Source organism: Bradyrhizobium sp. TM233, from assembly GCF_036247965.1.
GTDB lineage: Bacteria > Pseudomonadota > Alphaproteobacteria > Rhizobiales > Xanthobacteraceae > Bradyrhizobium > Bradyrhizobium ottawaense.
The window spans coordinates 60,797-85,178 of the sequence record NZ_BTIG01000007.1 but is presented as its reverse complement, the minus strand read 5'-3'; the positions used below and the strand labels follow the sequence as shown (position 1 = coordinate 85,178).

27 protein-coding genes are annotated in these 24,382 nt (G+C 64.6%); 6 read left to right on the top strand and 21 right to left on the bottom strand.

Annotation, left to right across the window (positions count from 1 at the left end; all coding sequences use genetic code 11):
- Positions 1–34: 34 nt before the first annotated feature.
- The 5 genes from AABA86_RS15160 to AABA86_RS15140 form a co-directional block, all read right to left on the bottom strand.
- Positions 35–2,302 (bottom strand): hypothetical protein, encoded by a 2,268-nt coding sequence (locus tag AABA86_RS15160; protein WP_338307368.1) that lies wholly within the window; start codon positions 2,300–2,302, stop codon positions 35–37.
- Positions 2,303–2,713: 411 nt separating this feature from the next.
- Positions 2,714–3,172 (bottom strand): hypothetical protein, encoded by a 459-nt coding sequence (locus AABA86_RS15155; protein ID WP_212252567.1) that lies wholly within the window; start codon positions 3,170–3,172, stop codon positions 2,714–2,716.
- 2 nt (positions 3,173–3,174) lie between these two features.
- The gene (locus tag AABA86_RS15150; RefSeq protein WP_338307367.1) at positions 3,175–3,555 is read right to left on the bottom strand and encodes a hypothetical protein; all 381 of its coding nucleotides are present in this window, start codon (positions 3,553–3,555) and stop codon (positions 3,175–3,177) included.
- A 78-nt stretch (positions 3,556–3,633) separates the two neighbouring features.
- On the bottom strand, positions 3,634–5,292 hold the full coding sequence (locus tag AABA86_RS15145) for a hypothetical protein (protein ID WP_338307366.1): 1,659 nt from the start codon (positions 5,290–5,292) through the stop codon (positions 3,634–3,636).
- A 16-nt stretch (positions 5,293–5,308) separates the two neighbouring features.
- The gene (locus AABA86_RS15140) at positions 5,309–5,689 is read right to left on the bottom strand and encodes a hypothetical protein (protein ID WP_338307365.1); all 381 of its coding nucleotides are present in this window, start codon (positions 5,687–5,689) and stop codon (positions 5,309–5,311) included.
- Positions 5,690–5,895: 206 nt separating this feature from the next.
- Between AABA86_RS15140 and AABA86_RS15135 the strand changes: the two genes are divergently transcribed.
- On the top strand, positions 5,896–6,555 hold the full coding sequence (locus AABA86_RS15135) for a hypothetical protein (RefSeq protein WP_338307364.1): 660 nt from the start codon (positions 5,896–5,898) through the stop codon (positions 6,553–6,555).
- Positions 6,556–6,587: 32 nt separating this feature from the next.
- On the opposite strand, the gene AABA86_RS15130 is transcribed toward AABA86_RS15135, so the two are convergent.
- From AABA86_RS15130 to AABA86_RS15115, 4 genes are all read right to left on the bottom strand, one after another.
- Positions 6,588–6,926 (bottom strand): hypothetical protein, encoded by a 339-nt coding sequence (locus tag AABA86_RS15130; RefSeq protein ID WP_212252557.1) that lies wholly within the window; start codon positions 6,924–6,926, stop codon positions 6,588–6,590.
- Between the two features lie 107 nt (positions 6,927–7,033).
- Positions 7,034–7,372 carry an EscF/YscF/HrpA family type III secretion system needle major subunit gene (locus AABA86_RS15125; RefSeq protein WP_212252555.1) on the bottom strand — a complete coding sequence of 113 codons (339 nt, stop codon included), beginning with the start codon at positions 7,370–7,372 and terminating at the stop codon, positions 7,034–7,036.
- A gap of 72 nt (positions 7,373–7,444) precedes the next feature.
- Positions 7,445–7,651 (bottom strand): EscE/YscE/SsaE family type III secretion system needle protein co-chaperone, encoded by a 207-nt coding sequence (locus AABA86_RS15120; RefSeq protein WP_212252553.1) that lies wholly within the window; start codon positions 7,649–7,651, stop codon positions 7,445–7,447.
- A 31-nt stretch (positions 7,652–7,682) separates the two neighbouring features.
- Positions 7,683–8,489, bottom strand: coding sequence for a Crp/Fnr family transcriptional regulator (locus AABA86_RS15115; RefSeq protein WP_338307363.1), 807 nt, complete (start codon positions 8,487–8,489; stop codon positions 7,683–7,685).
- A gap of 405 nt (positions 8,490–8,894) precedes the next feature.
- Here AABA86_RS15115 and AABA86_RS15110 point away from each other — a divergent pair, with 405 nt between their 5' ends.
- The 4 genes from AABA86_RS15110 (at position 8,895) to AABA86_RS15095 (ending at position 13,246) form a co-directional block, all read left to right on the top strand.
- Positions 8,895–10,922 carry a hypothetical protein gene (locus tag AABA86_RS15110; RefSeq protein ID WP_338307362.1) on the top strand — a complete coding sequence of 676 codons (2,028 nt, stop codon included), beginning with the start codon at positions 8,895–8,897 and terminating at the stop codon, positions 10,920–10,922.
- A gap of 123 nt (positions 10,923–11,045) precedes the next feature.
- Positions 11,046–11,531, top strand: a complete 486-nt coding sequence (locus AABA86_RS15105) for a hypothetical protein (RefSeq protein ID WP_338307361.1) — start codon at positions 11,046–11,048, stop codon at positions 11,529–11,531.
- Positions 11,470–12,051 (top strand): hypothetical protein, encoded by a 582-nt coding sequence (locus AABA86_RS15100; RefSeq protein ID WP_338307360.1) that lies wholly within the window; start codon positions 11,470–11,472, stop codon positions 12,049–12,051. The genes AABA86_RS15105 and AABA86_RS15100 overlap by 62 nt, the downstream gene beginning before the upstream one ends.
- Before the next feature lie 148 nt (positions 12,052–12,199).
- A complete protein-coding gene (locus AABA86_RS15095) occupies positions 12,200–13,246 on the top strand; it encodes a hypothetical protein (RefSeq protein WP_338307359.1) in 1,047 nt (348 codons plus the stop codon).
- 77 nt (positions 13,247–13,323) lie between these two features.
- Here the strand turns inward: AABA86_RS15095 and sctU are convergent, their stop codons facing one another.
- The 12 genes from sctU to sctI form a co-directional block, all read right to left on the bottom strand.
- Positions 13,324–14,442: a type III secretion system export apparatus subunit SctU gene (gene sctU / locus AABA86_RS15090; RefSeq protein WP_338307358.1), complete on the bottom strand. Its 1,119-nt coding sequence runs from the start codon at positions 14,440–14,442 to the stop codon at positions 13,324–13,326.
- Positions 14,439–15,290 (bottom strand): type III secretion system export apparatus subunit SctT, encoded by an 852-nt coding sequence (gene sctT, locus AABA86_RS15085; RefSeq protein ID WP_338307357.1) that lies wholly within the window; start codon positions 15,288–15,290, stop codon positions 14,439–14,441. The genes sctU and sctT overlap by 4 nt, the downstream gene beginning before the upstream one ends.
- An 8-nt stretch (positions 15,291–15,298) precedes the next feature.
- Positions 15,299–15,565, bottom strand: a complete 267-nt coding sequence (gene sctS / locus AABA86_RS15080; protein WP_212252539.1) for a type III secretion system export apparatus subunit SctS — start codon at positions 15,563–15,565, stop codon at positions 15,299–15,301.
- Between the two features lie 34 nt (positions 15,566–15,599).
- Positions 15,600–16,244, bottom strand: coding sequence for a type III secretion system export apparatus subunit SctR (sctR, locus tag AABA86_RS15075; RefSeq protein WP_212252537.1), 645 nt, complete (start codon positions 16,242–16,244; stop codon positions 15,600–15,602).
- A gap of 20 nt (positions 16,245–16,264) precedes the next feature.
- Positions 16,265–17,368, bottom strand: coding sequence for a FliM/FliN family flagellar motor switch protein (locus tag AABA86_RS15070; RefSeq protein ID WP_338307356.1), 1,104 nt, complete (start codon positions 17,366–17,368; stop codon positions 16,265–16,267).
- A 35-nt stretch (positions 17,369–17,403) separates the two neighbouring features.
- Positions 17,404–18,108 (bottom strand): hypothetical protein, encoded by a 705-nt coding sequence (locus AABA86_RS15065; protein WP_338307355.1) that lies wholly within the window; start codon positions 18,106–18,108, stop codon positions 17,404–17,406.
- Positions 18,105–18,581, bottom strand: coding sequence for a type III secretion system stalk subunit SctO (sctO, locus tag AABA86_RS15060; protein ID WP_338307354.1), 477 nt, complete (start codon positions 18,579–18,581; stop codon positions 18,105–18,107). The genes AABA86_RS15065 and sctO overlap by 4 nt, the downstream gene beginning before the upstream one ends.
- Complete coding sequence (sctN, locus tag AABA86_RS15055) at positions 18,578–19,978, bottom strand: type III secretion system ATPase SctN (protein WP_338307353.1); 1,401 nt, start codon at positions 19,976–19,978, stop codon at positions 18,578–18,580. The genes sctO and sctN overlap by 4 nt, the downstream gene beginning before the upstream one ends.
- Entirely contained in the window at positions 19,975–20,655 is a 681-nt protein-coding gene (sctL, locus tag AABA86_RS15050; RefSeq protein WP_338307352.1) for a type III secretion system stator protein SctL, read from the bottom strand. The genes sctN and sctL overlap by 4 nt, the downstream gene beginning before the upstream one ends.
- Positions 20,634–21,332: a hypothetical protein gene (locus AABA86_RS15045; protein ID WP_338307351.1), complete on the bottom strand. Its 699-nt coding sequence runs from the start codon at positions 21,330–21,332 to the stop codon at positions 20,634–20,636. Before AABA86_RS15045 ends, sctL begins: the two co-directional genes overlap by 22 nt.
- 110 nt (positions 21,333–21,442) lie before the next feature.
- The gene (gene sctJ, locus AABA86_RS15040) at positions 21,443–22,258 is read right to left on the bottom strand and encodes a type III secretion system inner membrane ring lipoprotein SctJ (protein WP_338307350.1); all 816 of its coding nucleotides are present in this window, start codon (positions 22,256–22,258) and stop codon (positions 21,443–21,445) included.
- Between the two features lie 50 nt (positions 22,259–22,308).
- Positions 22,309–22,800, bottom strand: coding sequence for a type III secretion system inner rod subunit SctI (gene sctI, locus AABA86_RS15035; RefSeq protein ID WP_212252524.1), 492 nt, complete (start codon positions 22,798–22,800; stop codon positions 22,309–22,311).
- 339 nt (positions 22,801–23,139) lie between these two features.
- On the opposite strand from sctI, the gene AABA86_RS15030 reads away from it, so the two are divergent.
- Positions 23,140–24,378 carry a hypothetical protein gene (locus AABA86_RS15030; RefSeq protein WP_338307349.1) on the top strand — a complete coding sequence of 413 codons (1,239 nt, stop codon included), beginning with the start codon at positions 23,140–23,142 and terminating at the stop codon, positions 24,376–24,378.
- Positions 24,379–24,382: the final 4 nt, after the last annotated feature.

The following is a 24,382-nucleotide window of genomic DNA, read 5'->3' as shown; positions in this document are numbered from 1 at the left end:
CCGGACCTTTCGTCCCCGCGGCCGGCGATCGCGGCTAGCGAAAGGGATGAAGCTCCCTGGCCGGCGGGTGGTGAATTCGCTCGCGATCGAGCCCGAGGTCGAAGGCCCCGAAAATGTGTTCGTGATCCGGTCCGTGACTCACGCCGTGCGCGAGAGCTGCACCGCTCCATTGCGGCCTGATCTCGGTGGACTTGTCGCTGCCGTCCTCACCCTGCTTCAGCTCGGACAGCAACAGTCCGGAAAGCCCCCGGAGCTGCGAGTCGCTGAGGCCGTTGATCCAGGCGAGAAGCTGGTCGGGCGTCATTCGCTTGTACGCCGCATATTGCGCCAGGAACGTGATTTGAGAGCCACCGGGAAGCGCCGTGAGATAGCCGCTGCGTTTGCTCAATTCGCTCGAAGCCAGCGGGCCGAAGCCTGCCGCGCGCAGCATGATCCGCGTGGACTCCTCGTAGCGATGGGCGTCCTTGCTTCCGTCGTAAATCGCCTTGCCGACCACCGATACGGCCGCGATGGCGATCCCGGCCGGTCCGGCCCAGGATCCAGCACCGAACGCGGGTGCCACCGCGAGGCCGAATCCGACGGCCGAGCCGGCCGAAGCCAGCGCCGCCGCAGTGTCCTGGGGGACGCCGAGTCCAAAACCCGAGCGCACGCTGTTCACGGCTTCGAGCACCGCGTAGGCAGCAATCAGGACTTCGCCAGCGGCAACGTTGCCCACCTTCGCGCCGGCCAGCCGTCCGAATCCCTTGGTGGCATCGGCCGTACCGATACTGACCAGAAATTCGCTGAGCCTTTGCGTCCCGAGGGCACCCAGCGTCCCGACCTTGAGCGCGCCAGGCAGGTCGGGGTTCGCGGCGAATGCGCGTATGCTGAGGCCGAGATTGAGGCCGACTACCGCGACGGCAAGGCCGCGCATCAACTGGCCGGCCGGGGTCTCCCGCGCGAACGCGCCGGCGGTGCGCCCGGCCGCTTTCAGCTCCGCCTCGAAGCCGACAAGCGCCGCCGCATCATCGCTCGCCACTTGCGAAACCTTCGCCACAGCGGCGATCGCCTTGTCGAGCTCCGGCTTCGAAATTCCCAGCAGTCTCGCAAGGCGGGTGTCCGCCAGCCCCTTGATCGCCTCAATCGCCTTTTCGATCCGCTTCGGGTCGGCCACGTCGAGGCCAGCGAGCTTGCTGGACACCAGCCGGCGCACGAATGACGTCGCGGCTACGTTGGTGAGCCGCAAGCCGAGAAAGGCGAGCTTGCCCTGGGTTGCCAGAGAGAAGGCGGAGCCGTCGGGGGTCTTGAGAGACGAGAGCATGGCGACGATGTCGTTCAGCGCTTCGTCTCTCTGCAGATTTGGGTCAGCCTGAATCGCCGTCTCGATCGCCAGGCGCGCTGCCTTATCGTTCGCGATGGCCGTCCACTGGCCCAGCAGTTCGGGACCAGCGTCCAGCTTGCCGGTCAGCTTCCCCAGTGCGATCATGTGCCGGACCAGTCTGCTGCCGTCGTCGACGATCGCCTGATTCAAGCGGTCGTGTTCCGCTCGCCATTCCGGGCCCATATGCGCGAAATAGGTGTCCATCGCCGCGCGTGATCGCTCCGGGGAGAGAGCCGGGCTCAGCGTGCTCGACAGCCACGCCAGTTCGCCGTCATGCTTGGCGAGCGCCTCGATGTCGGCCTTCGTCTTGTGCTGGATGTCGGCCTGCGATCCGGGTGTCCTGGCAGCGAGAGTCTGAAACACCTCGGATGCGCTACCGCCTTGCGCCCGGGCATGACGCGCGTAGGCGATCGCGTAGGCCAGGCCGCCTCCGCCCTGCATGGCGCTGAGCACTGGCGCCGCATCCCATGCGGTGAGGGACGCGAAGTCGGCAACCACGCGGTCGCCTCTGTCCGTGCCGGAGATCTGATCGCAGAGCGCAACGACATCGGCAACACTCTCGCCTCCCCATATGGCAGGCATCTGAGAAGCCGCGGGGGCGCTGGAAAGCGGATGATAGTCGAACGCCGCACATTCTGCGAGCAATGCAGCGAGCTCGCGATCGACGGTGCCTGCGGCCTGCGCGAGATTATGGATGGCCCGATCTCTCCGCTGGAGCGGAATGAGGGATTCGTCAGCGAGCGGTGCGTTGATCCGCTTGGTCGCTTCGTTGACGAGGTAGGACGTCATGGTATCTTGCAAGATGAGTTTGCGCACGTCGTCAGGCTGTTGCCGATAGCTGACGCTCAGACGCTGCAGGGTCTTGAGGGCGTCTCCGTGCGCGTCGTTGAGCGCGGTCGCAACGATGTCCGACGCGGTCTGAAGGGATTGCGGGCTGACCACCGAGGCCGCCGTCGTTTGCGCCGTCGGGAGTAGGGTCAGGGGTGCCGCAGGTGCCTGCGACGACCCGAGAAGCCCCGCAGAAGGACGGGATTGTTGAGCATTGGCTTCGGGCCGGTCGTCGCTGGCAGGGATTGTCGGGGGAAGGGCTGGCCGGGGAGCCGCTTCGGTGCGTGGGGACATCCGATTTTGCCTTTTTCGCGTTAGGGTACCGCGTGCATGTCGCGGGTGCTGTACGAAGACTTGCAGGAGAGAGAGGGATAGGCGCGCACTTGCGCCTTCCCGAGGGTGACGTCGATTTCCCATTCCGAGCGGTGTTGCCGCAGACGACAAATCTCGCCCGGACATCTTGTTGCACGAGGCGTCGCAGGCTGCTGTCTCAGGGATGACACGTTGGCGCAGCAGGCTCGTCCGCTATCCCGCCTGGTCGGCCGTTTCGCTGCCATGGCGCAGATAGCTTTCCACAACGTCGCGCGCGCGGGGCAGGTCGTTGAGCTGGTAGAAGCACCGCGCCTTGAGATAGCGGCGCAGCCGCTGCGCATCGGTCATCGTATAGGCGCCGAAGCGTTCGATCGGATCGATGCGGTCGAGCTCGTCGAGACAGGCGAGCGCTGCGCCCCACTCCTGCGCGAAGAAGCCAAGCACGGCACGTGCCAGCGTGACCTCGGCGGAATTGTCGCCCAGCACGTGCAGCGCCTGCGCGAGGGTGGAGGCGCGTTCGGTGAAGCCGTTCTGCGCCAGGACGTAGATGTTCAGGAGCAGGAAGTCGCGTTGCTTGACCGACAGCGGCCCTGCGGCGCGCGGCGGCTGGACGGTGGTCGCCCGCGTCGTGCGCGAAGTGTCCTTGACGCTTGGAAGGTTCGTCGGGCTCATGGCTATCCGCGCAACAGTGCGGCGAGGGCACGGCGCACCTCTTCGTCGAGGCTGTTCTCGTCCTCGAGGCAAGTGGCCGCCCGCTCGAGCAGCTCTTTGCGAGAGCCGGTCTCCCGCTTCGCGCTAGCCGCGATCAATTCCTGCGCCTGGAGGCGGATATCGACCAGCGTCGCGGGTTCGAGCAGGTCGGGATCGAGGAATCTCGGCTGGAGCAGAGCCGGCAGGCGCTCGTCGAGCGATGGTCGCTTCAAGACGTCGTCGAGCGGCTGGCTGACCGGCAGAAAGACCGGCCGCAGCCCCTTCTCCTTGGGCAGGTGGACGTCGTCTGCCACCTGGTAGCGGGAGATGGTCTCCAGGCCGACTTCGAGGCTCCTGATCCGCATGGTTGGCTCCGCCTGGCTGCAACATGAAGGAGGGGGCGCCGACGGGAGCTCTCGCGCCCGGCGCTCCTCCGCGATGCGCTAACTGATGTTCCTGCCGATGCTCGCCAGAATATCGCCCGCCTTCGACAGGGCGTTGGTGGCCGACTGGAAATGCGTGGTGCGCTCTTTCTCCAGCGTGTTGATGTCGTTGAACTTGAGCTGGTTCTCCTGGCTGATCTGCTGCACCGTGTTGCTCAGCGTCGCCGACCATTGGTCCCAGGTCGACTTCTGGAAATAGTTCAGCGTCTTGCCCTCATTGTCGTAGAAATCGAAGCCGGTGGGCCGCTTGACGCCGAGCAGATCCTCGATCGGGCTGGCGATGCCGTTGAGGTCCTTTTCGAACATGCTGATGGCTTTGATCTGCGCGTCGCTCAGGGCCGGCGGAGTAAACTTGTTATCCTCTTTGGGGTCGACCACGACCGGATGCTGCAGCGTGTCGATCGCTGTCTGCGTGTCGAGGGTCTTTCTGGGATCATGGGGATCTTTCGTACCGGGCGCTGTGCCCGAATTGTTGCCGACGTCGCCGTGTTCGTCGTAGCCGAGCAGTCCGCGCTTCTCGTCGTTCTTCGATGCGTCGAAGGTCGCGATGGTCTGGTTGATGAGCTCCTGGATCACGTTGTAGGTCTTCAGGAGCTGGTTGATCTGGTTGATTTCCTCGGTGTCGCCGGCGTTGATGGCCTGGTCCTTGAGGTTGGCGCTGAGCTGGAACGCCGCCAGCAGGTTCGGCGCGTCCAGATGTTTCGTGAGCCCGACCAGCGTGCCGGTATTGGCGATCTGCATGGCCGCATTGTCGGCCGCCAGGATCTGCTTTTCGGCGTTCATGAAGGCCGTGAGGCCGTTCTGGATATCGACGTTGTTGTTGTCTGCATCGAGATTGAGCCCGGTGACGTTCCTGAACTGATTGGGATCGTTGGGATCGGGTAGGAGCGGGCCGGCAGCCTTGGCCTTCGCGAACACGGCGACGCGATGGAAGCGGTCATTGATGGCGCTGATTGCGCTATTGATGTCGGTGAGGGAATAGACCTTGGTAGCGTCAATGCGCTTCTGGACGTTAGTGATCTCGTCCTTGAACACCTGCTTGTCTTCGTTGGACACGGACGCGTCCTTGTCGATCGCGTCGAGCAACTTGTTGATTGCATCGGTTGCCTGACCAACATCCTCGGTCATCCCGAGCCGCGCCAGCGTCTTGGCTGCGGCCCCGGTCTTGGCCAGATCATCGTTCGCGACCGACGAGATGAGCGTCTGGTCGGAAATTGCCATGGTAGCGAAATCCGCCTTCTGCAGGGATTCCAGGATGTAGACCTTGGTCTGGTCGCCCGAGAGCATGACGTGGATCGCATCGTTCCCGGATCCGATGGTCAGGATGCCGGAGGAGGCCTCGCCCTTGTGGAGGTTGATGTACTCCGCCTGATACGCGCTATGCCAGCTCGCGAAGATATTGGCAGTGAGCGCGGAGGGCGGATCGTCGAAATGGGCTGGCTTGCCGGCCTTTGCGATCAGGCTGTCCGGCGAATTCGGATCGGCGCTGAGAACCGGAAACACGGCCTGGGCGCCGGCATTGTTGATCGAGGGATCGAGCCCGGCGGCGCCGCCCGGCAGATTGTCATAGGGCGTGTTCTGCGGCGGCGGCAGCTGGTCGCCGCGGGTTGGTTGGATGACCGGCGAATTGCCGAACGCGCCGCTCCAGAAATCGCTCATGCCATGTCCCTCGGAATCAAAGATGGATGCGGGCGCGCGGGGTGAAGCCCGCGTGGTCTTGCTCGCCTAGGCCGTGCGGCCGACTATTCCTGCGCAGGGCCGCGCGGCCGTGCTCGCGCGCCTTGTGGACGAGGCGGGTGAGTTGTGATGGGTCGCCGGTCGCCGTCGACAGCAATTCGCCGACCCGGATCAGAAGCTGGTCCATCAGCGCGTCGACCTCGGTCATGTCGCCGCAATGGGGCATCGCCATGATGATCCGCCTGGCCTCGCCGTCGGATGCGATCAGTGGCGCGGCGCAGATGCGCTCGAGCTGCGCGCGCAGCTCACCGAGCACGCGCTCCCATTCACGCGTCTCGCGGGAGGGCGGTTGGCCACTGACGAACCCTTCGGTATCCAAAATGACATCCGTCGATTTGCGCGCACCGCCGCCGGCAGTGCCTGCGTCCCCATCGCACGAGGCCGCATTGAAGGATGACGATCAACGTCGTCAGCCCGGAATGAGCGGGTAACATGCCGCTCTGCGCCGGCGTGTCATATAGATGACAACCCGGGTTGAATGATGATGGCTTGTCTGTACGCGATTCAGGCGCCCGCCGAAGGATCGTGGAGCTGTCGTTGGAAAACCGGGATATCGAGATCGTGCTGGATCTTCTCGCGCCGCGCGCAGCCGGCGCGGGCTTCGCAGCGCCCGCGACCGCCGGAGCGATCGACCCGACACGGCCGGATATCGTCCTGCGCGGGGCGCGAGGTGCGTTTGAGGCACGTCGGTGGAGCGGCGATCCGGTCGCCTCGGCGGTGCTGGCCCTGATCCGGGGTGATTGGAGCGATGACGCCATCGCGGCCTTGCACGAGACGATCGTCGCGCGTCAGGCAGACATCGGATGCCGCGAGCCGTCGTTGCTGCTGCACGATTGCGCGGCCGAAGCCTTTGCCGCCGACAAGATCGGCTGTGCCGCGGTGCTGCTCGCGACGCTTCTTCATCTTCAGGTCGAACAGGCGGAGACGCTTTCGGCGCTGGCGCTGTGTGCCGCTCGCCTCGGCCAGTTCGACGAAGCGCTGCTGCTGGCCAATGAATGCTTGAAACTGCCGCACAAGCATCCGCGCGCCTATTGCATCGCGGGCTTTTGCGAGCTGGAGCGAGGCAACCGCAAGGCCGCGCAGTCGCTGCTGGCGGTCGGCGCCCGGATCGCACGCGGCCGCCCGGACTTTGCCGAGATGCTGCGTGCCGCCCAGCGTGTGCTCCTGATTTTGCACTTCGCCTGAGACCGGTGGCGCCAGCCCCAAAATTCAACGGTCTACTTCACGATCAACGGTGCCGGACGAGGTTGCGTCGGAATGAGCGGAACCGGCGGACGGACGCGGAAATCCCGATAGGTCACCGGCTCCAGCGGCAACGGGCATCCGAGCTGGCGCATCTGGTCGATGATCCGCAGGCGAACGGCGTCGGCGCCGCCGAGATGGGAGCGCGGGCCGCCTACGTAGAAATGCGCAACCTGATGCGCACGGCGGTCGAAATTCGCGAGATCGTTGTGCAGCGTGTAACAGATGAGCACGAGCTGCGCATTGGCCGGCGCCGCCGCGAGGACAGATCCAGCGACGAGAATGGCCAATGCGAAGAGGCGTTGCGAGGACATGATCGATCCTTGTCGCGGAGGGCGGCGATCCGCAATCGGCGTCGCGAGTGCATTCGGGCCAGCCACGAATACACCCGCTTGAACGCCCGGATCGGCGATCCCGCCGATTACTCGATGTTGCGGGCGCAGCTCCGCAGCACGTCGGAGACCGCCTTGAGCGTGTTGGTGCGCAGGTTCGCGATGGTCGACCACGTGTTCATGGCCATCTGCATCGAGAACGCCTTCTCGGTGTCGGACAGGTTGGCGTTCTGCTGGATGTTGCGGATGTCGTCTTCGATCTTGCTCATCTGGGTCTGCAGATGCTGTTGGTTCCAGACCAGATCGAAGCCATCCCGGTTGAGATAGCTGTACTTGAAGCCGCCCTGGGTGATGGTCGAGTTGTGATCCGAGCCTGTGTCGAGCGTCGGCGCAAAGTCCGATGATCCCGCGTTGGTTGAGCCGGCCATAGTCAGTTCTCCTGTGTTGCTCGCCGGGGTGCTCCCGGCGAGGTTGCCTGCAGCATTGCTCGCGAGCGAGGCTCATCGAGCGGGGTGAGCTCCCGTGACGACGTCGCGCGCTGCGGCAACGGCGTTGCCGATTGTCGTGGCGCGCGCGTAATCGACGGGAGAAGGGCCTGAACGTTGAAATGCCGCGATCCGGGCGGCGATTTGGTCGAGCCGCGCGAGCGTCGCATCGATGACGGCGATGCGGTCGCTACCATACAGCCGCTCTTCGAGCTCGGTCATTGCGAGGCCGGAGATCCCGTTTGGTCCGATGTCAGCCATCACAGTCCTGCTCCATGGCGACGGTCTCCAGCGCCCTGCGATCGACGATCAAAATCGCGCGATCCTTCGAGACGACCCATCCCGCGCGTTCCCACGCCTTCAAGGTCCGGTTGACGCTCCCGCGTGCACCTCGCGCCATCAGGCCGATGTCGGCCTGGGTGACCATCGGTCCGATGCGCGGCACCGCGTGGCCGTCGTGATCCTCCTTGGAGCCGAGGCCATCGGCCAGCCTGAGCAGCGCCTGGGCAACGCGCCCGTGCAGCGTCTTCAAGCTCATGAGCCGGGTGAGATCGACGTAGGACCGATAACGACGCGCGATCAGATGCGCGATGCAATCCTGGAGCGGAGGAAAGCGTCTGCAAAGCTCGTTGAATTTCACGGTGGAGAGGCTGCCTACGATGGTCGCCCCGATTCCGGTCGCCATGTCGCAATGCACGCCGCCGTCGAACACGCCCAGCTCGCCGAAACTCGCGCCGACCGGCAGGATCGCGTAAAGGATCGCGGAGCCGTCATCGAGCACGTATGAGAGGCGAACGTGTCCCGATATCACGAAATAGAGGTGCTGCGCCGGCTCTTCCTGAAGATAGATGACCTCGTTGTTGCCGTAGAGCCGGCGCGTCGACGCCGAGATCAGCGCATCCCAGGCGTCGTTGCCGACGGGTGCGAAGTCGGAGGAGGACTTGAGCGCACGAAACCCCACGGCGCCGGTCACGCCGGTGGTGCGCGTGACCGCGGCGGCGACATCTGTCTCGAAAGTCGAAACGGCGCGATGATGCGCGCTCGTCGATTCCGAGTTCAAGACGGCTCGATCATGTAAGGACACGCCAGTTTCCCGCACGATGAATATCCGAAATCGTTCTGATGCTGACAGATCCGGTGTCCGGCAGCATCGCAATCATGGGATCCGTCGAAGCGTCGCACGGAGGTGATCTGTCGTTAGTGAACAGCATCACGTATCGACGCGATCGACGGTCAAATTCGGCTTGCAGCAGAGGCCGGCCTCACGAAGTTGATGGTGAGTGCGCTCCTGTCGAAGTGGCGGTCGCAATTGTCCAAGCAAACAGGGAGCGCGTTTCATACTAAGAGAAATATCGGCAAACGCGCGCCGATCAATCCTTCGATCGGAGGATGTGGCGGGATCGCCGTGGAGCAAAACGGACGATCCGGAATCGTAGCGGCTTACAGACGGATCGGATTGCTGGCGATGGATGAATCGAAATTGTTCGACCGTGTCATCCTGAAGATCCTCAACGGGGTCCAGGTCGGCGCCGAGGTTTCACTCGTTCCCGGGGAATATTCGATAGGTTCCGGAAACGACGATGACATTCAATTGATCGACGTCAGCCTGCAGGGCGGGCAGGCGAGGCTGCGCATCACGCCGGGCAAGATCGAGATTGCGGGCGGCTCGGGCGGCGTGACGGTCGGCGGAACAACCGATATCGCCGCGGGCTCGGAGTGGCACGACGTCGAGCCGCTGGACATCATCACCGTCGGCATGATGCGCCTCGTTCTGGCGCCGCCAAATGCCAACTGGACCACCCTGATTGAGCAGAACGAACCGAAGAGCGAGGTCCGGAAGAGGGGACTGTCGGCGTTCGCGATGGCACTGCCATCCGCATTGAAGCTGAACGGCCGAACCGCACGATTGGCGATGCCGATTGCGGCGCTGCTCGGAATCATCGGGGTCGGCGTCAGCTATTTCGCCGTCGGCGGCAGGGAGCACCCGGTGCCCAGGGTCGAGCAAGGTGACACCGAGCGGGTGGCGCGTGCAGCGCTGGATCAGTTCCCTTTCGGCAAGCCGGTCGCGTTGAAACGAGAGGTCGATGGCACCGTGTTCGCGACCGGCTTCGTCAAGGACGGCTTCGAACGCCGCGCTCTGGTGGCCGCGGTCGAGAAGACCGGCGCGCAGGTCTATTTCCGCCTTGGCGTGCTGGAGGCGCTGAGGAGCGAGATCGAGGGGCTGATCAAGTCCGAAAAGATGCAGGTTAGCTACACGCTTTCCCCAAACGGCGAACTCGCGCTGGACGGCGTGGTCCTCAACGAGGAGGCCGCGCGGCAGTTCGTGGAGAAGTTGAGGGCGTCGATCGCGGGCTTGAGCGCCGTCGAATCCAGGATCCGGACCGGCCGGACGCTGCTCGATGAAGTTCAGAAGATCGCGCGCACGGCGCAGATCGAGCAGTTCGTGCTGCTGCGGCTCGATGGCGAACTGATCGAGGCGAGCGGCATTCTCCCGATCGAGAAGATCGATTCCTGGGTCGGGTTTCTGACGTCCTATTCGCGCCGGTTGAGCAAGGAGATTCCGCTGCGGTCGTTCGTCCAGCTGCAGAAGCCGGACGGAACCTTGGTGGGAGCGGCGACGCTGCCGGTCACGCTCGGCGCGCAGGCGAGCGGTGACCGCGCGCTCGACCGCGACAAGCTGCTGCAAGGGCAATACCGGATCGACGACTTGTTCGCCGGCTCCTCGCCGCAGCTGGCGGCGACGGATACCAAGCCGACGGGATCGGTGAAAGCGGCGGCGGGCGGCCTCATGGCTCCCCGCGTCAGCGCCGATCCATTGCGGCTCGCCGAGCGTGCCAACGAGTTGCTGGCGGGCTGGCGAAAAGGCGGCGACGATGCGCTGGCGAAGGACTTCGAGTTCCTGCTGCAGCAGCGGCTGGCAATCGCACGGCGGGGCAACGGCGACGAGCAGACCGACCGCGACAAGGCCGTGGAGAGATACATGCCGTTGCTCGTGACGGCCAATCTTCAGGGGATCGCCAACGCCTGCCGCGTCGGCTCGCGGCTCACGACCGAGAACCTGCCGACCGCCATCTTCTGGCTCGATCTGCTCAGCATCTCGAACTCCTACTCGCTGACGGAGTTTGCGCAGGAGGACCAGGCGTTCATCCTGGAGGCTGCACTTGACCCGAGGCTGGCGACCGAATGCCTTGCGCGCATTCCGGGCGACACTGCGGTGATCTCGCTCTATTTGAACGAAGCGCCGCGCAATCCGGACTTCATTCGGTTTCTGCTGCGGGATTATCGGCCCTATGCGCTGGACGTTTCCGGCGCGAGCGTGGTTGGAGGCCGTTACGTGCAGACCCGCAGCGGTGAGCGGATGCGCGAGGGCGGAGCGCCCGACGGCGCCAGCCGTCTCGCGCTCGTGGGCGAGCTCGGCTCCGTGATCCAGCAGAAGGGTGGCTACGCGACCGTCATCTATGCCCAGCAGTTGAACTGGCTGAACCAGAAATAGGCTGTCATCTACCGCACTCCACCCGGCGCCACGATGCGTTAGCCAGATCTGACCGGAGGTGCCGCTGCGGCGACCTCGATCGCGGCGCCAGCATGGACGCCGCGGATATCTGGAGAGCGTCTCATGACCGTGTCAGCAAGCGCAGGCCAGCCCCTGGCGTCCGTTGCCCAATCGTCGGCGGAGAGTGGCCGCGTGGATGACACGGTTCGCAAAGAGAGCGTCGCGCCTGGAAACCTGAACCAGGAGGTGACGCAGAGCGTCCTTCTCGGCCAGCACGGAGCCTACGCGGCGCCTGTGCAGGATGGCGCGCCGGTTCATCCGGGGTCGACCATTCCGGCCTGGCGTCTCGGCGAAGGCGACGCGCCGGGCGTGCTGCATGATCCCCCGGCGGGCGCGGCGGAGATTCCCGCTGCCTGGACGGCGCGCGTGCCTCACGCGGATCAGCGGGCTGGTCACGTGACCACGGAGGAGTTGCCGCTTCTGGGAAAAACCGGTGTGATCGACGCGCACGACGCGTCCGAGTTCGTCCGTGAGCAGATCGTGGGCTATGGCGGGATCCATTGCCGACAGACTTGCGGACCGGCGGCTGGACTATCAGCATGTCGATGACATGTTCCGCGGCATGACGATGAAGCTGATACCTGTCCTGGCGAAAGCAGACGTGAAGGTGCTGTGGACCGATGCTCTGTCTTCGGACCAACCGCTATTGAGCCGGATCGTGGCACGGGAGGGCGGTCCCAGCGAACAGGACTTGAATATGTTGCTGAAGAAGGTCGCGAGCGATCACAAGAACGTGCCCGACCTGGCGGCCAGGCTGAAATCCGAAGTTCGATTCCTGCGGGCCGCTCACGAGCAAGGCATCGAGATCCGCGTCCTGAAGAAGGGCGAGCAACCGGTCCGCGCGCCCGGGGACGAAGGGACGTTCGTGGTTCTCGGTGGCGGCACAAGTCGCGACAGGCCGTTTCTCGACGTCGATGCCACCGGCACGCAGCATTTGGCGCCGGGACAAATCAAGGCATTCGACGACAGGACGAGCGTCATCGACGTCAGGCTGCGCCTGTCGGTCCAGTCGCCGCCGCAACAGCCGTCTCTCGCGCCTACCAGGCGTGGAGACCTGAACGACATTTGAGGCGAGGCCTGCGCATCGGCTGGCGAGTTGGCGTGACGTCCGGCACATCGCTCGGCGGCAACGCCACTAGGATGATGAACTTGCCTGCATGCCGCCCCTAGCGGCCATGCGTTTGATGGAAACAAGTGACGGGACTGGAGCAGATCCGATGATCGAAACAACCCAACCTCCGCATGCCGATGCTGGCAATTCGATACAGAGCGTCCCGGATCATGCAGCGCCGGCCGGGCCGCAAGGCCGCATCTCGTCGGGCATTTCGGCGCACCAGCCCGCGACGCCTGCGACCATCGTTGCGGACCTGCATGTTGGCGCGATCGGCTCGCCTGCCGCTCATCCGAAGGGGCCGCTCGTGCCCGCCTCGGCTTTCGTCAGCCCAGACGGCCTCGCGAGCGGAGCAGGAGCGCCGGCCACGAAGCGGCCATCCACGCTCCTGAAGGCGCTCGAGGACTTCGATCACGCGTTCAAGAGCCCTGCCGATGCGAAGGACCGCGCGGCGAAGCTCACCAGCCTGCTTTACTTCGCCGCTCATCGCGATACCGAAGCCGACAAGGTTGCAACCCGGCAGATCATCGCTAGGGAGATGTTGAGTATCGATCAACGCGGCAAAACCGGTCCACTGCTCGAAGCGATCGAAGCGCTCGATATCTCGCAGGCCAAAGCTGCGGCTTTGCCGCTCGCGCAGGTGATCGGCACCATGCCCGACGGGACCGAGAGAAAGGTTTATGCAGAAGCGCTGACCATAACGCTCAATCGGCTGCTTGCCGACCCGAGGAGCGACCAGGCGATCATCGGAAGAGCCGTTTCGGATCTCGCGCCATATGCGGGTCAGGAGGCGCAGCTGAAAGACGAGATCGCGAACCTGACCAGCGAGAAGCTCGGCGCCGTCCAGCGAGCGTCGGTGCTCAAATTCATCGTGCGCGAGGGAACGCCGCGCACGATGCAGTCGGCGATGAACCAACTGCAAAATCACCTGGATCGCGTTCCCGGGATGATCGCGCACTTGGGTAAGCCCGACGAAGCTCTGTTCGTCCTCAGACGAGTTGCAACCGCGATCGATCAAAATCACGGACCGCATCGCGCGGAGCTTGCGAGGGCAGTTCGCGTTGGCTGCATCAAATATGCGGTCACGTTGGACCCCAGTCTTCAGGCTCCCTTCAAGAGACTTGGCGAAAGGCTGGAGAGCGGTTCGAAGTGATGCTCTGTGCTCCACGAGGGCCGTGATCGCCAGTTGTCGCGGGGACAAGTACGGCACCCCCGAATTGCGCCGATCGGCTACGGCTTGGGGCGGTGATCGCCGGCGTCCATGTCGATGACGCCGCGCGCGAGCGGGCCCTTGTAGAGCAGGTGCCGGTTGGCCTGGACCCAGACCAGCACCTCGGCGACGGCATCGAACAGCTCGTCGGGCACGATATCCTCGAGGTCGGTCCTGGCGTACAGCGTGCGCGCCAGCGTGACGTTGCGGAAGATCGGCACGCCCGCAGACTCGGCCTCGGTGCGGATGACGTGAGCCTGGCTGCCGAGCCCTTTTGCCGTCACGACCGGCAGCTTCAGCTTGTCGCCGTCGTAGTGCAGCGCGATCGCCACGTGGGTGGGATTGACGACGACGGCGGTGGCGCGGCGGGCCTTCTGGCCGGCGTCGCCCATCACCAGCTCCTGCGCCAATCTGCGGCGGTGGCCCTTGATGTGAGGGTCGCCCTCGCTCTCCTTGTATTCGCGCTTGCGCTCCTCCTTCGACATCATGAGGCCCTTGGTGTAGCTGTATTTCTGGTACATGAAGTCGAAACCGGCCACGACGACGAACGCCAGGGCGGAATACAGCAGCAGATCGCGCAGCATCGCGATCGTGATCGAGGTCTGGCAGGTCAACCCGCACGACAGCGAGACGATGTAGGGGCCGATCGCGCTCTTGATGACGAGGTAGAGCAGGGTGGAGAGGCAGCTGATCTTCACCAGCGACTTCAGCACCTCGACCAGTTGCTTCATGGAGAAGATGCGCTTCAGGCCCGAAGCCGGACTGACCTTCTCCAGCTTCGGCATCAGGCTTTCGAGTGCGAAGATCGAGCCGATCTGCAAATAGTTGGCGAAGATGCCGGCAATGAGTGCGGCGCCGAGGATCGGGAGCAGGATCGCCACCGTCTCGTGCGATGTGATCGCGATCGCCGCTGCCGCGGTGTCGCTGAAGCTGCCGGATTGCAGGTACGCAATCTGGTCGAGCAGCCCGACCAGGCGTGCCATCATGTTCGGCCAGTTGAACCAGATCGTGGCGAACACGGCGGCGAGCGAGGCGGTGGTCACGACCTCCTGGCTCTTGGCCACCTGGCCCTTGGCGCGCGCGTCGCGAATTTTCTTCGGGGAAGGCGGCTCGGTCTTTTCACCCGTCGACTGGCTCATTTGCGACCTCCCGGCGCGGGCTCGGTGGCGGGCCGGCCGATCCGGTCGCCGAGCTTCAGCAGCTCGTACATCTGCCCCACGTTGCGGTCGAAGGAGGCGAACTGGCGCTCGACGAACGGCATCAGGATTGGCGCGTAGAAGACGAGCACCAGAATCGCGAGCACGCTCTTGATCGGCATCGCCAGCACGAAGACTTGCACCTGGGGCGAAAAGCGGCTGACGATCGCGAGGGCGAATTCGGCGAGAAACATCACGGCGAGCACGGGCGCGGCGGTCACGAAGGCCATTCGCATGGCGATGTCGACCAGGCCGAGCATCATTCCGGGAAACAGATCCGATGCGATCGGAACAGCCCTGGTCGCCGGCCATATCGCGTAGGATTTGTAGACGACACCCAGCACCAGCAGGAATCCGCCGGTGGACAGCACGTAGGTCAGAAAGGCCTGGGACAGGAGAGTCCCAAGCAGTGAGGTTTCTTCCCCTTGCAGCGGGTCGATCGCGGACGCCACGGCCGCGCCGCGCTGGCTGTCGATCAGCCCGCCGGCAGCCTGTATGGCCCAGAACATCCATCCGACGACGTAGCCGGCCAGGAAGCCGACCGCATATTCCTTGGCGAAATAGAGCGCGAGCGCAGCGGCGGAGCGGTCGAAGCTCATGGCATAGTCGAGATTGATGGGAACCGCGATCAGGGCCAGGGACAGGATCGTCGCGGTCCGGGGCATCATGGGAACGGCGGCCGAGTTCAATAGCTGCGAGGCGCTGAGAAAAGCGTAGAGCCGTGGCAGGGACAGCAGCAGCGCCAGGAAATAGTCGGTGTAAACCCGAAGAACCTCGACCACGGCCTGCATCGGGAGCCTCAGGTCATCGCCGGGAAGTTGTTGAAGAGGTTCATGGTGTAGGTGAAGATCTCGCTGCCCAGGAAGCCGGCCATGGCGGCAATGGTGACGGCGACCGCGATCAGCTTGACGGCGAACGAGATGGTCTGTTCCTGCACCTGGGTCAGCGCCTGCAGCAGACCGACGAGGATGCCGACCACGGAAGCGACGAGGATCGGCGGCAACGACAGAACCATTACCAGCATCATCGCCTCGTTCAGTTGGTGCACGGCTTCATTGGGGGACATGGCGATCTTTCCTGGGAGCGGCCGAACAGAGCGGTCAGTGGGAGTAGGTCTTCACCAATCCAAGGATCAGGCGAGACCATCCATCCACCGTAATGAACAGGAACAGCTTGAACGGCAGTGAAATCGTCAGCGGGCTGACCATCATCATGCCGAGCGCCAGCAGGATGTTGGTGACGATCAGATCGATGGCGAGGAAGGGAAGGTAGAGCAGGAATCCGACCTCGAAGGCTTCGCGGAGCTGGCTGACGGTGAAGGCCGGCAAGACGATCACGATGTTGTCCGCCGTCAATCCGTCGGAGAGGTTCTTGGGCCAGAGCTCCCGCGCCGATTCCAGGAAGAAGGCTTTCTCGCGCCCAGAAGCGTGCTTGCCCAGGAAGCGCTCCAGCGGGCCGCGGCCGGTCTCGAAGGCGGTCTTCAGGCCGTCGGCGGTTCCGTAGTTCGGCTTTGCCGCGCTGACGAGGTCGTACGTCTCCATGACGACAGGCGCCATGATGTAGGCCGAGAGGATCATCGCGAGCGCGTTGAGCGCGATGTTCGGCGGCACCTGCTGGACGCCGAGCGCGTTGCGGACCAGAGACAGCACCACCGAAAGCTTGATGAAGCTCGTGGTCACGACGGCGATGAACGGCAGGAGCGCGGCGACCCCGAGGATCAGGATGAGATTGAAGGGATCGGTCATGGTCGCGTGCCGCCGGTGCTTTAGGTCGAAGACGACATGACGCGGGTGATGCGCACGCCGATGCGCTCGTCGATGCGAATCAGATCGCCGATGCCGATCAGCTGGCCGTTCGCGCGGATCGCGACCTCGATGCTGTTATCGAGCGCGGGACGATCGAGCGAGACGACGGCGCCGGGTTGCCACGCCTGCACCTGGGCGAGCGGGATGCTCATGCGGCCGATGTCGAAATCGACGATGACGCCGAGTTCGGCCATCGCCGCAACGGGCGTCTCGGTCGTGGCGACATCCGGTTGCGGATCATCGCCGATCCGGGGCAGGGGATTGTGGTCTTCAGACATGCTGTTCACCCTCTCGAGCAGGGATCGTCGGTAGCGCTCGGTGACTTCGTGGCCGAGGCAAACCCAGGTTTCGCCGGTAAGGCGGAAGGCATGCGCGCGGCCTTGCGCCCGCAGCACGATGAGGTTCGGCGGCAATTGCGGAAGCGCAACCACGTCTCCCGGCCGGAGTGCCGCGAGATCGCGGTACGATAGCCGCAGGCTTCCGAGGGTGTGGCAGGCTTCGGTCGCCAGGCTTTCCGTCAATCCCCTGTTGACTGCCGCAGGCGCAAACGCTCCCGCCGCGACCACGGAGGTGAACGAGGACATCGCCGCGCCGATCGACAGCCTGACGGGCTCGTCTGCGATGCGATCGATGCTGACCGACAACCATTGCAGGCTTTCGCCGATCCGCCGGGATACGTCCTCCAATGCGCCGCGCGCGACGATCTTCGGCCGGCCCATGTGGTTTTCGGGAATCGCATCCCAGATGGTTCCGACCACGCCTTCCTCGATGCAGCTGCGCAGCGCAGGCGGCAGGTCGTGAACGTCACGCATCTCGAGGTCGGCGCCGAACAGCGCCGTGAATGGGAAGGAATCGATGATGGCCGCGAAGAGCGGGCCGCCGTCCGGCTGCAGCAGCAGTGCCGGCGTTACCGGATCGGGCGGATCGATCGCCGAAAATCGAAACGCTGCGGCGGAGGCGCCCTGCGACAGCGGCAGGTCGCGATGCGACAGGATCGCGTTCCACAGCTCGTGGTCCTTGAAGGCGCTCGAAAGCGCAGGCGGCTGCCAGTGAACGATGGTCATGGGCGCAAGGCGGCGATCATTGCGATGGGGGGCCATCAGAGAAACAGGCTGGGCGGCGGCGGCGGAGCCTCGGGCTGCCGATCTGCCGTCTCAGGACGCTTTTCGATATCGAGAATACGGACGATCTTCTTGGACTGGCGCGTCAACAGCCGTGCCGCGAGAGCTTCGGCGGCACGGATCAGCGCTTCCGAGAGCTCCGGGCCGACGCGTTCGAAGGTGACGTCCAGAGTGGTTGGCGTGAGCGTGATGTACAGGCCCGTCAGACCGAGGCCTTCCTGCGGAAAAGCCAGAGCCAGTTTCAGCGGAACGCCATCCCGGGGCGCCATCTCGGCACGAATCGAGCGGTCGATCGCTTCCGTCACGGCGTTCACGATTGCCTCGGTCGACGATGCGGCGGCGGCGAGGGCGGGGACTGCGTCGGCCGGTGTCGGCAATCCGGTCCAGCGCGGCTGCTCGGCGACGGCCACCACGCGCGGCTCCGGCGTCTGCTGCTCCTGGCCGTTCTGGCCCTCTGAATCGCGCTTCGCTTCGCGGACGGCAGCGCGAAAGCTGCGGAGAAAGCCGGCCTCGCGATCCGTCATTGCGTATGAGCCCGAGGGGTCTTCGTCGAAATCAAGGGATCCACCGTCCGTCAGGTCGGCCTGAGGACCGGTGCGGGCGTCGACGCTGACTTCGTTCGGCGTCAGGAGGCCGTTCCCGGGCAACGCGCCGTTGCCGGATCTGCCGATATTGATCATCATGGCCTCCTGCGTCTCGAGCTGAACATGTCTTCGATCTCGATCTCGTCCCGGTACGTCGCCTCGCTGCGGGCCTGGTCGCGGACGGTGTCGGTGAGCATCGAGTATTTGTCGCGCTCCTTCATCGACTGGCGGTGTGCGGCAACGGCGTCCTTGAGTTGCCGCTCGAGGCGGGCGTGGACGTGCACGGCGCGCTCGGAGGCATCCACCAGCTTGGCGTGCTGGTTCTCCAGCTGCCATAGCCGACCCTTGGTCTCTTCGATCTCGTCATGGCCGATGACGCGCCCGATGATGGGTTCGTAAATGGCATCTTCGCGCTCCGGTAACGTCCTCTCGCTGTCGCTGACATGGCTTTGCGCGCGGCCGAGCTCGGTGAGCGCGGCGGACGCCTCGATGCGCTTGGTGTTCACGGCGCGCAATGCACGGTCTTGCTTCAGCTCCTTGAGCCGCAGCAGCAATTTCAGCTGCTCGATCACGACGTGAGCTCCGTGAGCTTGGCGAGGGTCGTCTCCATGTCGTCGAATTCGTCGGTCGCCTGCTGCAGGTACTGGTTGATCGGCTCGTGCTTGTCGATCGCGAGGTCCGACTGCGGGTCCGAGCCCTTCTTGTATTCGCCGACCTTCACCAAGAGCTCGATGTCCGCATAGGCGGCGAGCCAGGCATTCACCTTCCGCGCCATGACCGTCTGCCGCTTCGGGACGATGGCATCCATTACGCGGCTCTTGGAGTTGAGGATATCGATCGCCGGATAGTGGCTTGCCGCCGCCAGCTTTCGCGACAGGATGATATGGCCGTCGAGGATCGACCGGGTCTCGTCGGCGACGGGTTCGTTCATGTCATCGCCCTCGACCAGGACGGTGTAGAGCGCGGTGATCGAGCCGGTGTCGTTCATGCCGACGCGCTCCATCAGCTTCGGCAGTGTGGCGAACACCGAAGGCGGAAAGCCGCGCCGGGTCGGCGGCTCACCGGCGGCGAGGCCAATCTCGCGCTGGGCGCGCGCGAAGCGGGTTACGGAGTCCATCAGGAACAGCACGCGCTGGCCCTGATCGCGGAAATATTCGGCGATCGCGGTGGCGACATAGGCGGCCTTGGCGCGCTCCATCGGGCTCTTGTCGGAGGTTGCGACCACGAGCACCGCCTTGGCCATGCCGTCGGGACCGAGGTCATGCTCGATGAATTCGCGAACCTCGCGTCCGCGCTCGCCGATCAGCGCCAGCACCGTGACGTCGACATGGGCGCCCTTGACCATCATGGAGAGCAGGGTGGATTTGCCGCCACCGGCTGCTGCGAAGATGCCCATCCGCTGGCCCTCGCCGAGCGTCAGCAGGGAATCGATGGCGCGCAGGCCGGTGGTTAGCGGCCGGTCGATCACCCGCCGCTTCATCGGGTCCGGCGAGCCCTTGTGGACGGGATACCAGGCCTCGGGCTCGAAACGCTCGGCTCGGCCGTCGATGAAGTTGCCGAGCCCGTCCAGCACCCGGCCCTTGAGTCCCGGGCCGACGGCGACCGACTGCACGCGGCCGGTGCGACGCACCTCGGTCCGCGGCGAAACGCCATGGGTCTCGCCGATGGGCGACAACAGCGCTTCCTCCTGCAGGAAGCCGACGCATTCGGCGAGCAGGCTGCTGCCGGTCGATCGCGTGTAGAGCTCGACGATCTCTCCGATTTGAACGTCCGGAACCGCGGCGTGGATGATGGTGCCGACGACTTTGCGCACGCGGCCGGTGAGATGAAACGGCTCGAAGCTGACAATCCGCGATTGCAGATCGGTGACGAAGCCGGCCAGCCTGGAGCCTATCCGCGCCGATCGCGCAGCGCGGATCGAGGCGACGTCGAAGGCGGCGGTATCGGTCGAGCCTGCATATTTGTTCATGGCCGGATCTCGTTCGAAGCGTCGCTGTGGTTGCTGAGAGCGTCGAGCACGTCGGCGGCCGCCTTCGCGTGCGCGCTGCGGATGACCGCTTCGAGCTCGGCGAACCGTTCCGCAATGTTGCCGTCGACGCGTCCGACACCGGTTTCGAGGATGATGCGCGATCCCTGCAGCGTCGGGTCCTCGACGAGGTCGACGAGCTGGACTTCCGGGAATTCGTGCAGAATGGCCGCGATACGTTCGCGAAAATGCGCATGGAGATGCGGCGAGACCCGAAGCTCGGCGCTTTTCTCGCGGCGCATCTGCCGCAGCGCAGCCTTCACCAGCGCCTCGGCCCGTGCGAAATCGTCGAACCCGTCGACGAGCTTGCGGACGCACTCGACGACCAGGCGGGACAGATCGCGCTCGATCGCGACCAGTCCCACGTCGAGCGTACGGCTCTCCTCTATGAGCTGGCCGACCGACCGAATTCGCGCCTCGACGAGACCGTCCTCGTAGCCGCGGCGTGTTTCGCTCTGATACGACAGTTCTGCGCGATAACGCAGTTCCGCTGCCGCGGCTTCCGCATCCGCGATCAGCCGATTGGCCTGCTCGATGGCTGCGAATTCCGAACGCGGCAGGATATGGGCGCCGGCCGCGAGCGCGTAGTCGAATTCCTTCAATCGATAATAGCCGACCACGACTGCTGTCTCCGGCGCACGATCTTCACGATCTGATCACAATGGATTGTCTCGAAACGTCCAACGGCGCTGGTGCGCCCGGCATAGTTGGTTGCCGGCGGCAGGCGGAGCGTAAACGGGCCGGCGAGCGATGGCTCGGTGCTGTCGAGAAACCCGCCGAGCGCGGCCATCCCGAGCTGTTCGATCTGCCCGACGGTACCATGCTCGCCGGTCGGCTGTCGCAACTCGTTGCGCGAGGTCAGGTCGAGCTCGCATAAAGCCGGATAGAGCACCGGGACTTCCTGGATCGCGAATTCGAAGACGCCGTCGCCGAGTGCATCGCGGATCCGCTCGCGATCGGCTTTCATGACCGTGCCGCGGATCCGCCGCGACAGGATGGCGGCTGCGACCAGCCGAGCCACGTGCGCGACCTCGTCCATCGGCGCCGTCAGGATGACGACCGCAAGGCGGGAGGATGGAGCGCGGAGCAAGCGGCCGAGCATAGCATCGTCGATCGGGACAGCGTCGAAACCGATCTGGCCGGCGATGGCGCGGTTGATCGGCGCGCGAAACGCCGGATGATCGGCCATGGCGCCGATCACCCCGGGATCAAGAGGAGTCAGCGTGCGTTGGTGCGGGTCGATGTAGTCGATCGGACGTCGTAGCAGCGATGCCAGACGCACGGCCAATTCCAGCATTCTGCTGTCCGCGCGCGGATCCGACGTCGGGGGGATGTCGGTGAGCGGAGGCCGCGCCGGGTCGGGGAGCTCCTCGGCTCGCGTTGCCAAGTCCGCTGCCAAGGCCGCTGTCACGACGGCTCCACCATGGCCATGGCCGTTGCGGGCGATCGGCCGCCTCGTTCCTGCCGGCGGCTGCGCCACCACGACAGCAGCGAGATCAAGCTATGGGCGAGCAGGACGACGAGCAGCGCACCGGTTCCCGAGGCAATCTGCCAGAAGCGGGCCTGGCTGCCTTCGACGAGGCTCAGGCCGGGAAGCACCTCGATGGTCCTGGGCCGGTCGGTCGTTGGCGCGGTGCTCAGCTTGGTTGGTGTAGCGTCCATCAGCACGACGGTCACGGCCGAGTAATCCAGCCCCTCCACCGCACTCGAAACCAAGCGGCGGATCTGGGGCTGGAAGAAGTCGAGATCGACGCCGGGCTGGTGCTTGATGAAGACCGCCGCGGAAGACGGCTTGACCGGCTGGCCGAGGGTCGGGGAATCCGGAAGCACGATATGAACCCGCGCCGAGACCACACCGTCGATCTGGCTCAAGGTCTGCGACACTTCGGCGCCGAGCGCATTGATGTAGCGGACCCGCTCCTCGAACGGCGTCGACATGATGCCGGTCTTTTCGAACGCCTTCGCGAGCGACACATAGGTGCTCTTGGGATAACCGGCATCCTTGAGCAGCGCGATGGCGCGCAACATGTCGCGCTGGTCGACCGAGATGGCGAAGCCGTCCTTGGCTCCCTTGGAGGCCTTGTCCACCGCGATGCCGTTGGCCGTGAGGACGGCGAGCATCTGGTTGGCATCGGCCTCGGACAGATTGGAGTAGACCTCCTGCTGGCATCCCGCAAGCACGAGCGTAGCGAGAACGATCAAAGCCCTGATACGCAGGCCCATGCGGGCAGCTCCGCTTGCTGTTGAGTCCTGGAAGCGACTGTCGTCGGAGGTCACTGGCCCTTGAGCAGGGACTCGAGCGCCTGTGTCGACTTTCCGGTCAGCTTCGAGGTGACGTCGACGAGCACGGAGAACTTTGCGACCTCCATCTGCATGGACAGCAACGTGTTGGTGTCGGCCGCGCGCGCCGAAGCGAGATTGTTGATGCGTGCCTCCTGCTTGTCGAACACGCCACGCAGATTCTGCAGCCCGTGCAGGATCGTGTCGCCGTGGGGCGTCGCCGCCGCTTTCGGCGGATTGAGGTCCAGCGCGCGGCGCGCGCGATCCTGCGCGTCGGCGGCGGTTCCGCTGTTCGCAGCGACCGTCGTTTCAGGGGGACGTGTCGAGGTTGCGGCCTCGGGGGGCGGTGAGGCAGCGGATCGGTTCGTCGCGGTTCTTTCCATTGCGGCGGAGAAGCGCTGGCCCGCCGCTTCGCTCGGCTCAAGCCGTCCAACCTTTGGGGTGCCCGCCTGTTGCGAAAAATCCGTCAAGCCTATGGTTGCCACCGGCCATTCTCCCGAAACAAAAAATCAAAAGTATGGGCGATCCAAATGAATGCCCCTGCTGCAAGCGGATCTATCACCAAACCTCATGCCCAACATCCCTCGATCGAATGACGCCTGGTGGAAACGTCGATCAGGTTTTCGCGATGACGAGGTGCGTCACGATAGTTCCACTTGGCGGACACAGAGCCTGTAATCTACGGCACACGCCATGCGCGATCGGCTTGATATCGTCGGAAGGAAAACGGTTTGCCGAGGGAGAGCGTGGTGGCAGTATCGGTCGAGACGGTTCGGCAGTCGATCGCCACCGAGAACGCCAGCTCGCCAGTCGGAACCGGACTGATGGCCGAGCGGCAGGGCAGCTATCGCAGCGAGGCCGTGCGGCCGACGCTCGAGAACGCGGTGATCACCAAGGCCGCGGCCCAAGGTGCCGGCATGGTGACGACGGTCCGAACCAACGTCCAGGACCTGGCGCGCCGTATCCAGCAGGAGCCGGCGGTGACGACGGCGTCTCTCTATGAGACGCTCGCCGAATTGCCCGAGATCGACAAGACGGCGCTGCCGCGCATGTTCGAATTCCTCGATGGCCTTGCGGACCTGGCCGGCGGCCATACCGCGCACGAAGACCCAGTCGAGGAAAGCGAGCCGCTTGAAGGTGGTGATGCACTTGCCGAGCAGGAGGCGGGGCAAGCCGACAGCGAGCGCGTTCGCACCATCGGGGACCGCGACGGCAGCCGTGGTGGCGGTGACGGCGAAGGCCAGACCGGGGACGAGGACGATCTGGAGAACAAGCTCGCGCAGGCGCTCGGCAAGTTCGGCAGCGTCACAGACAAGGCCACGGCCGTGGCGTTGGCGCGCGGCTATTTCGAGTCCAGGGGCGCGAATCCTGCCTTCCTCAACATGTTGAGCCTGCTGTCGGCCAGACTGGACGGAATCGTGCCACAGGCCACGTTGGCGCAAGTGATAGCGGCACAGGAGGCCCTGCTTGCTGCGGAATCGCTCGAAACGAGCCCCGCCGCGGTGCGCAGGCGCTACCGCAAGAGGCTTCGCGAGAGGAGGAATCTCGGCGAGCTGTTCGAGGAACTCGTCGAGATCGGGCTGGAGAGCAGCCTGCCGGCGCTGCTCGCCGAGATCGGCAGCGATCTGGCGGGCGTGACACGGCAGAGCGATCGCGCTTTTCTGCGCTCGTTGACCGCCGAATTGAAGAAGCTCTGGCAGCTGAGGAGCGCGTATGAAGACACGCGCGAATTGTTGCGTCTGACGGAGCCGCATCTGCCGCGCTTCGAATTGCGGCCCGAGCCGATCAAGCTGACGTCGTTGCTGCTGTTGTTCTGTGCGAAGCCCGTGGTCGGCCCCTCCGATTCTCGCGCTCTGCTTGGTCCGGTTGCCAATGCGGCGCTCGCGAGCCAGGTGGTGTTTGCCAACGGTCTCTTGGACCTGCACAGCAGACTGCCCGACGGGATCTGGTCCAACGCCAAGGAGCGCATGCTGCAGCATCTGGCACTCGGCGCGTTGTGCCAACGACTCACCGATGAAGAGGAACGCTTCTATGAAGAGACCAGCGGCGCGTCGGCCGCATAGGGTG

Excerpts from the sequence above, each read along its gene's own strand:
- AABA86_RS15105 (WP_338307361.1), top strand. The coding sequence starts at position 11,046 with ATGACCGTGTCAGCAAGCGCAGGCCAGCCCCTGGCGTCCGTTGCCCAA.
- AABA86_RS15155 (WP_212252567.1), bottom strand. The coding sequence starts at position 3,172 with ATGAGCCCGACGAACCTTCCAAGCGTCAAGGACACTTCGCGCACGACG.
- AABA86_RS15125 (WP_212252555.1), bottom strand. The coding sequence starts at position 7,372 with ATGGCCGGCTCAACCAACGCGGGATCATCGGACTTTGCGCCGACGCTC.
- AABA86_RS15110 (WP_338307362.1), top strand. The coding sequence starts at position 8,895 with ATGGATGAATCGAAATTGTTCGACCGTGTCATCCTGAAGATCCTCAAC.
- AABA86_RS15095 (WP_338307359.1), top strand. The coding sequence starts at position 12,200 with ATGATCGAAACAACCCAACCTCCGCATGCCGATGCTGGCAATTCGATA.
- AABA86_RS15045 (WP_338307351.1), bottom strand. The coding sequence starts at position 21,332 with ATGCTGGAATTGGCCGTGCGTCTGGCATCGCTGCTACGACGTCCGATC.
- AABA86_RS15145 (WP_338307366.1), bottom strand. The coding sequence starts at position 5,292 with ATGAGCGATTTCTGGAGCGGCGCGTTCGGCAATTCGCCGGTCATCCAA.
- AABA86_RS15070 (WP_338307356.1), bottom strand. The coding sequence starts at position 17,368 with ATGACCATCGTTCACTGGCAGCCGCCTGCGCTTTCGAGCGCCTTCAAG.
- AABA86_RS15130 (WP_212252557.1), bottom strand. The coding sequence starts at position 6,926 with ATGTCCTCGCAACGCCTCTTCGCATTGGCCATTCTCGTCGCTGGATCT.
- AABA86_RS15120 (WP_212252553.1), bottom strand. The coding sequence starts at position 7,651 with ATGACCGAGCTCGAAGAGCGGCTGTATGGTAGCGACCGCATCGCCGTC.
- sctT (WP_338307357.1), bottom strand. The coding sequence starts at position 15,290 with ATGCAGGCCGTGGTCGAGGTTCTTCGGGTTTACACCGACTATTTCCTG.
- AABA86_RS15150 (WP_338307367.1), bottom strand. The coding sequence starts at position 3,555 with ATGCGGATCAGGAGCCTCGAAGTCGGCCTGGAGACCATCTCCCGCTAC.
- AABA86_RS15030 (WP_338307349.1), top strand. The coding sequence starts at position 23,140 with ATGGCCGAGCGGCAGGGCAGCTATCGCAGCGAGGCCGTGCGGCCGACG.
- AABA86_RS15065 (WP_338307355.1), bottom strand. The coding sequence starts at position 18,108 with ATGATGATCAATATCGGCAGATCCGGCAACGGCGCGTTGCCCGGGAAC.
- sctJ (WP_338307350.1), bottom strand. The coding sequence starts at position 22,258 with ATGGGCCTGCGTATCAGGGCTTTGATCGTTCTCGCTACGCTCGTGCTT.
- sctN (WP_338307353.1), bottom strand. The coding sequence starts at position 19,978 with ATGAACAAATATGCAGGCTCGACCGATACCGCCGCCTTCGACGTCGCC.
- sctS (WP_212252539.1), bottom strand. The coding sequence starts at position 15,565 with ATGTCCCCCAATGAAGCCGTGCACCAACTGAACGAGGCGATGATGCTG.
- AABA86_RS15100 (WP_338307360.1), top strand. The coding sequence starts at position 11,470 with ATGGCGGGATCCATTGCCGACAGACTTGCGGACCGGCGGCTGGACTAT.
- sctR (WP_212252537.1), bottom strand. The coding sequence starts at position 16,244 with ATGACCGATCCCTTCAATCTCATCCTGATCCTCGGGGTCGCCGCGCTC.
- sctU (WP_338307358.1), bottom strand. The coding sequence starts at position 14,442 with ATGAGCCAGTCGACGGGTGAAAAGACCGAGCCGCCTTCCCCGAAGAAA.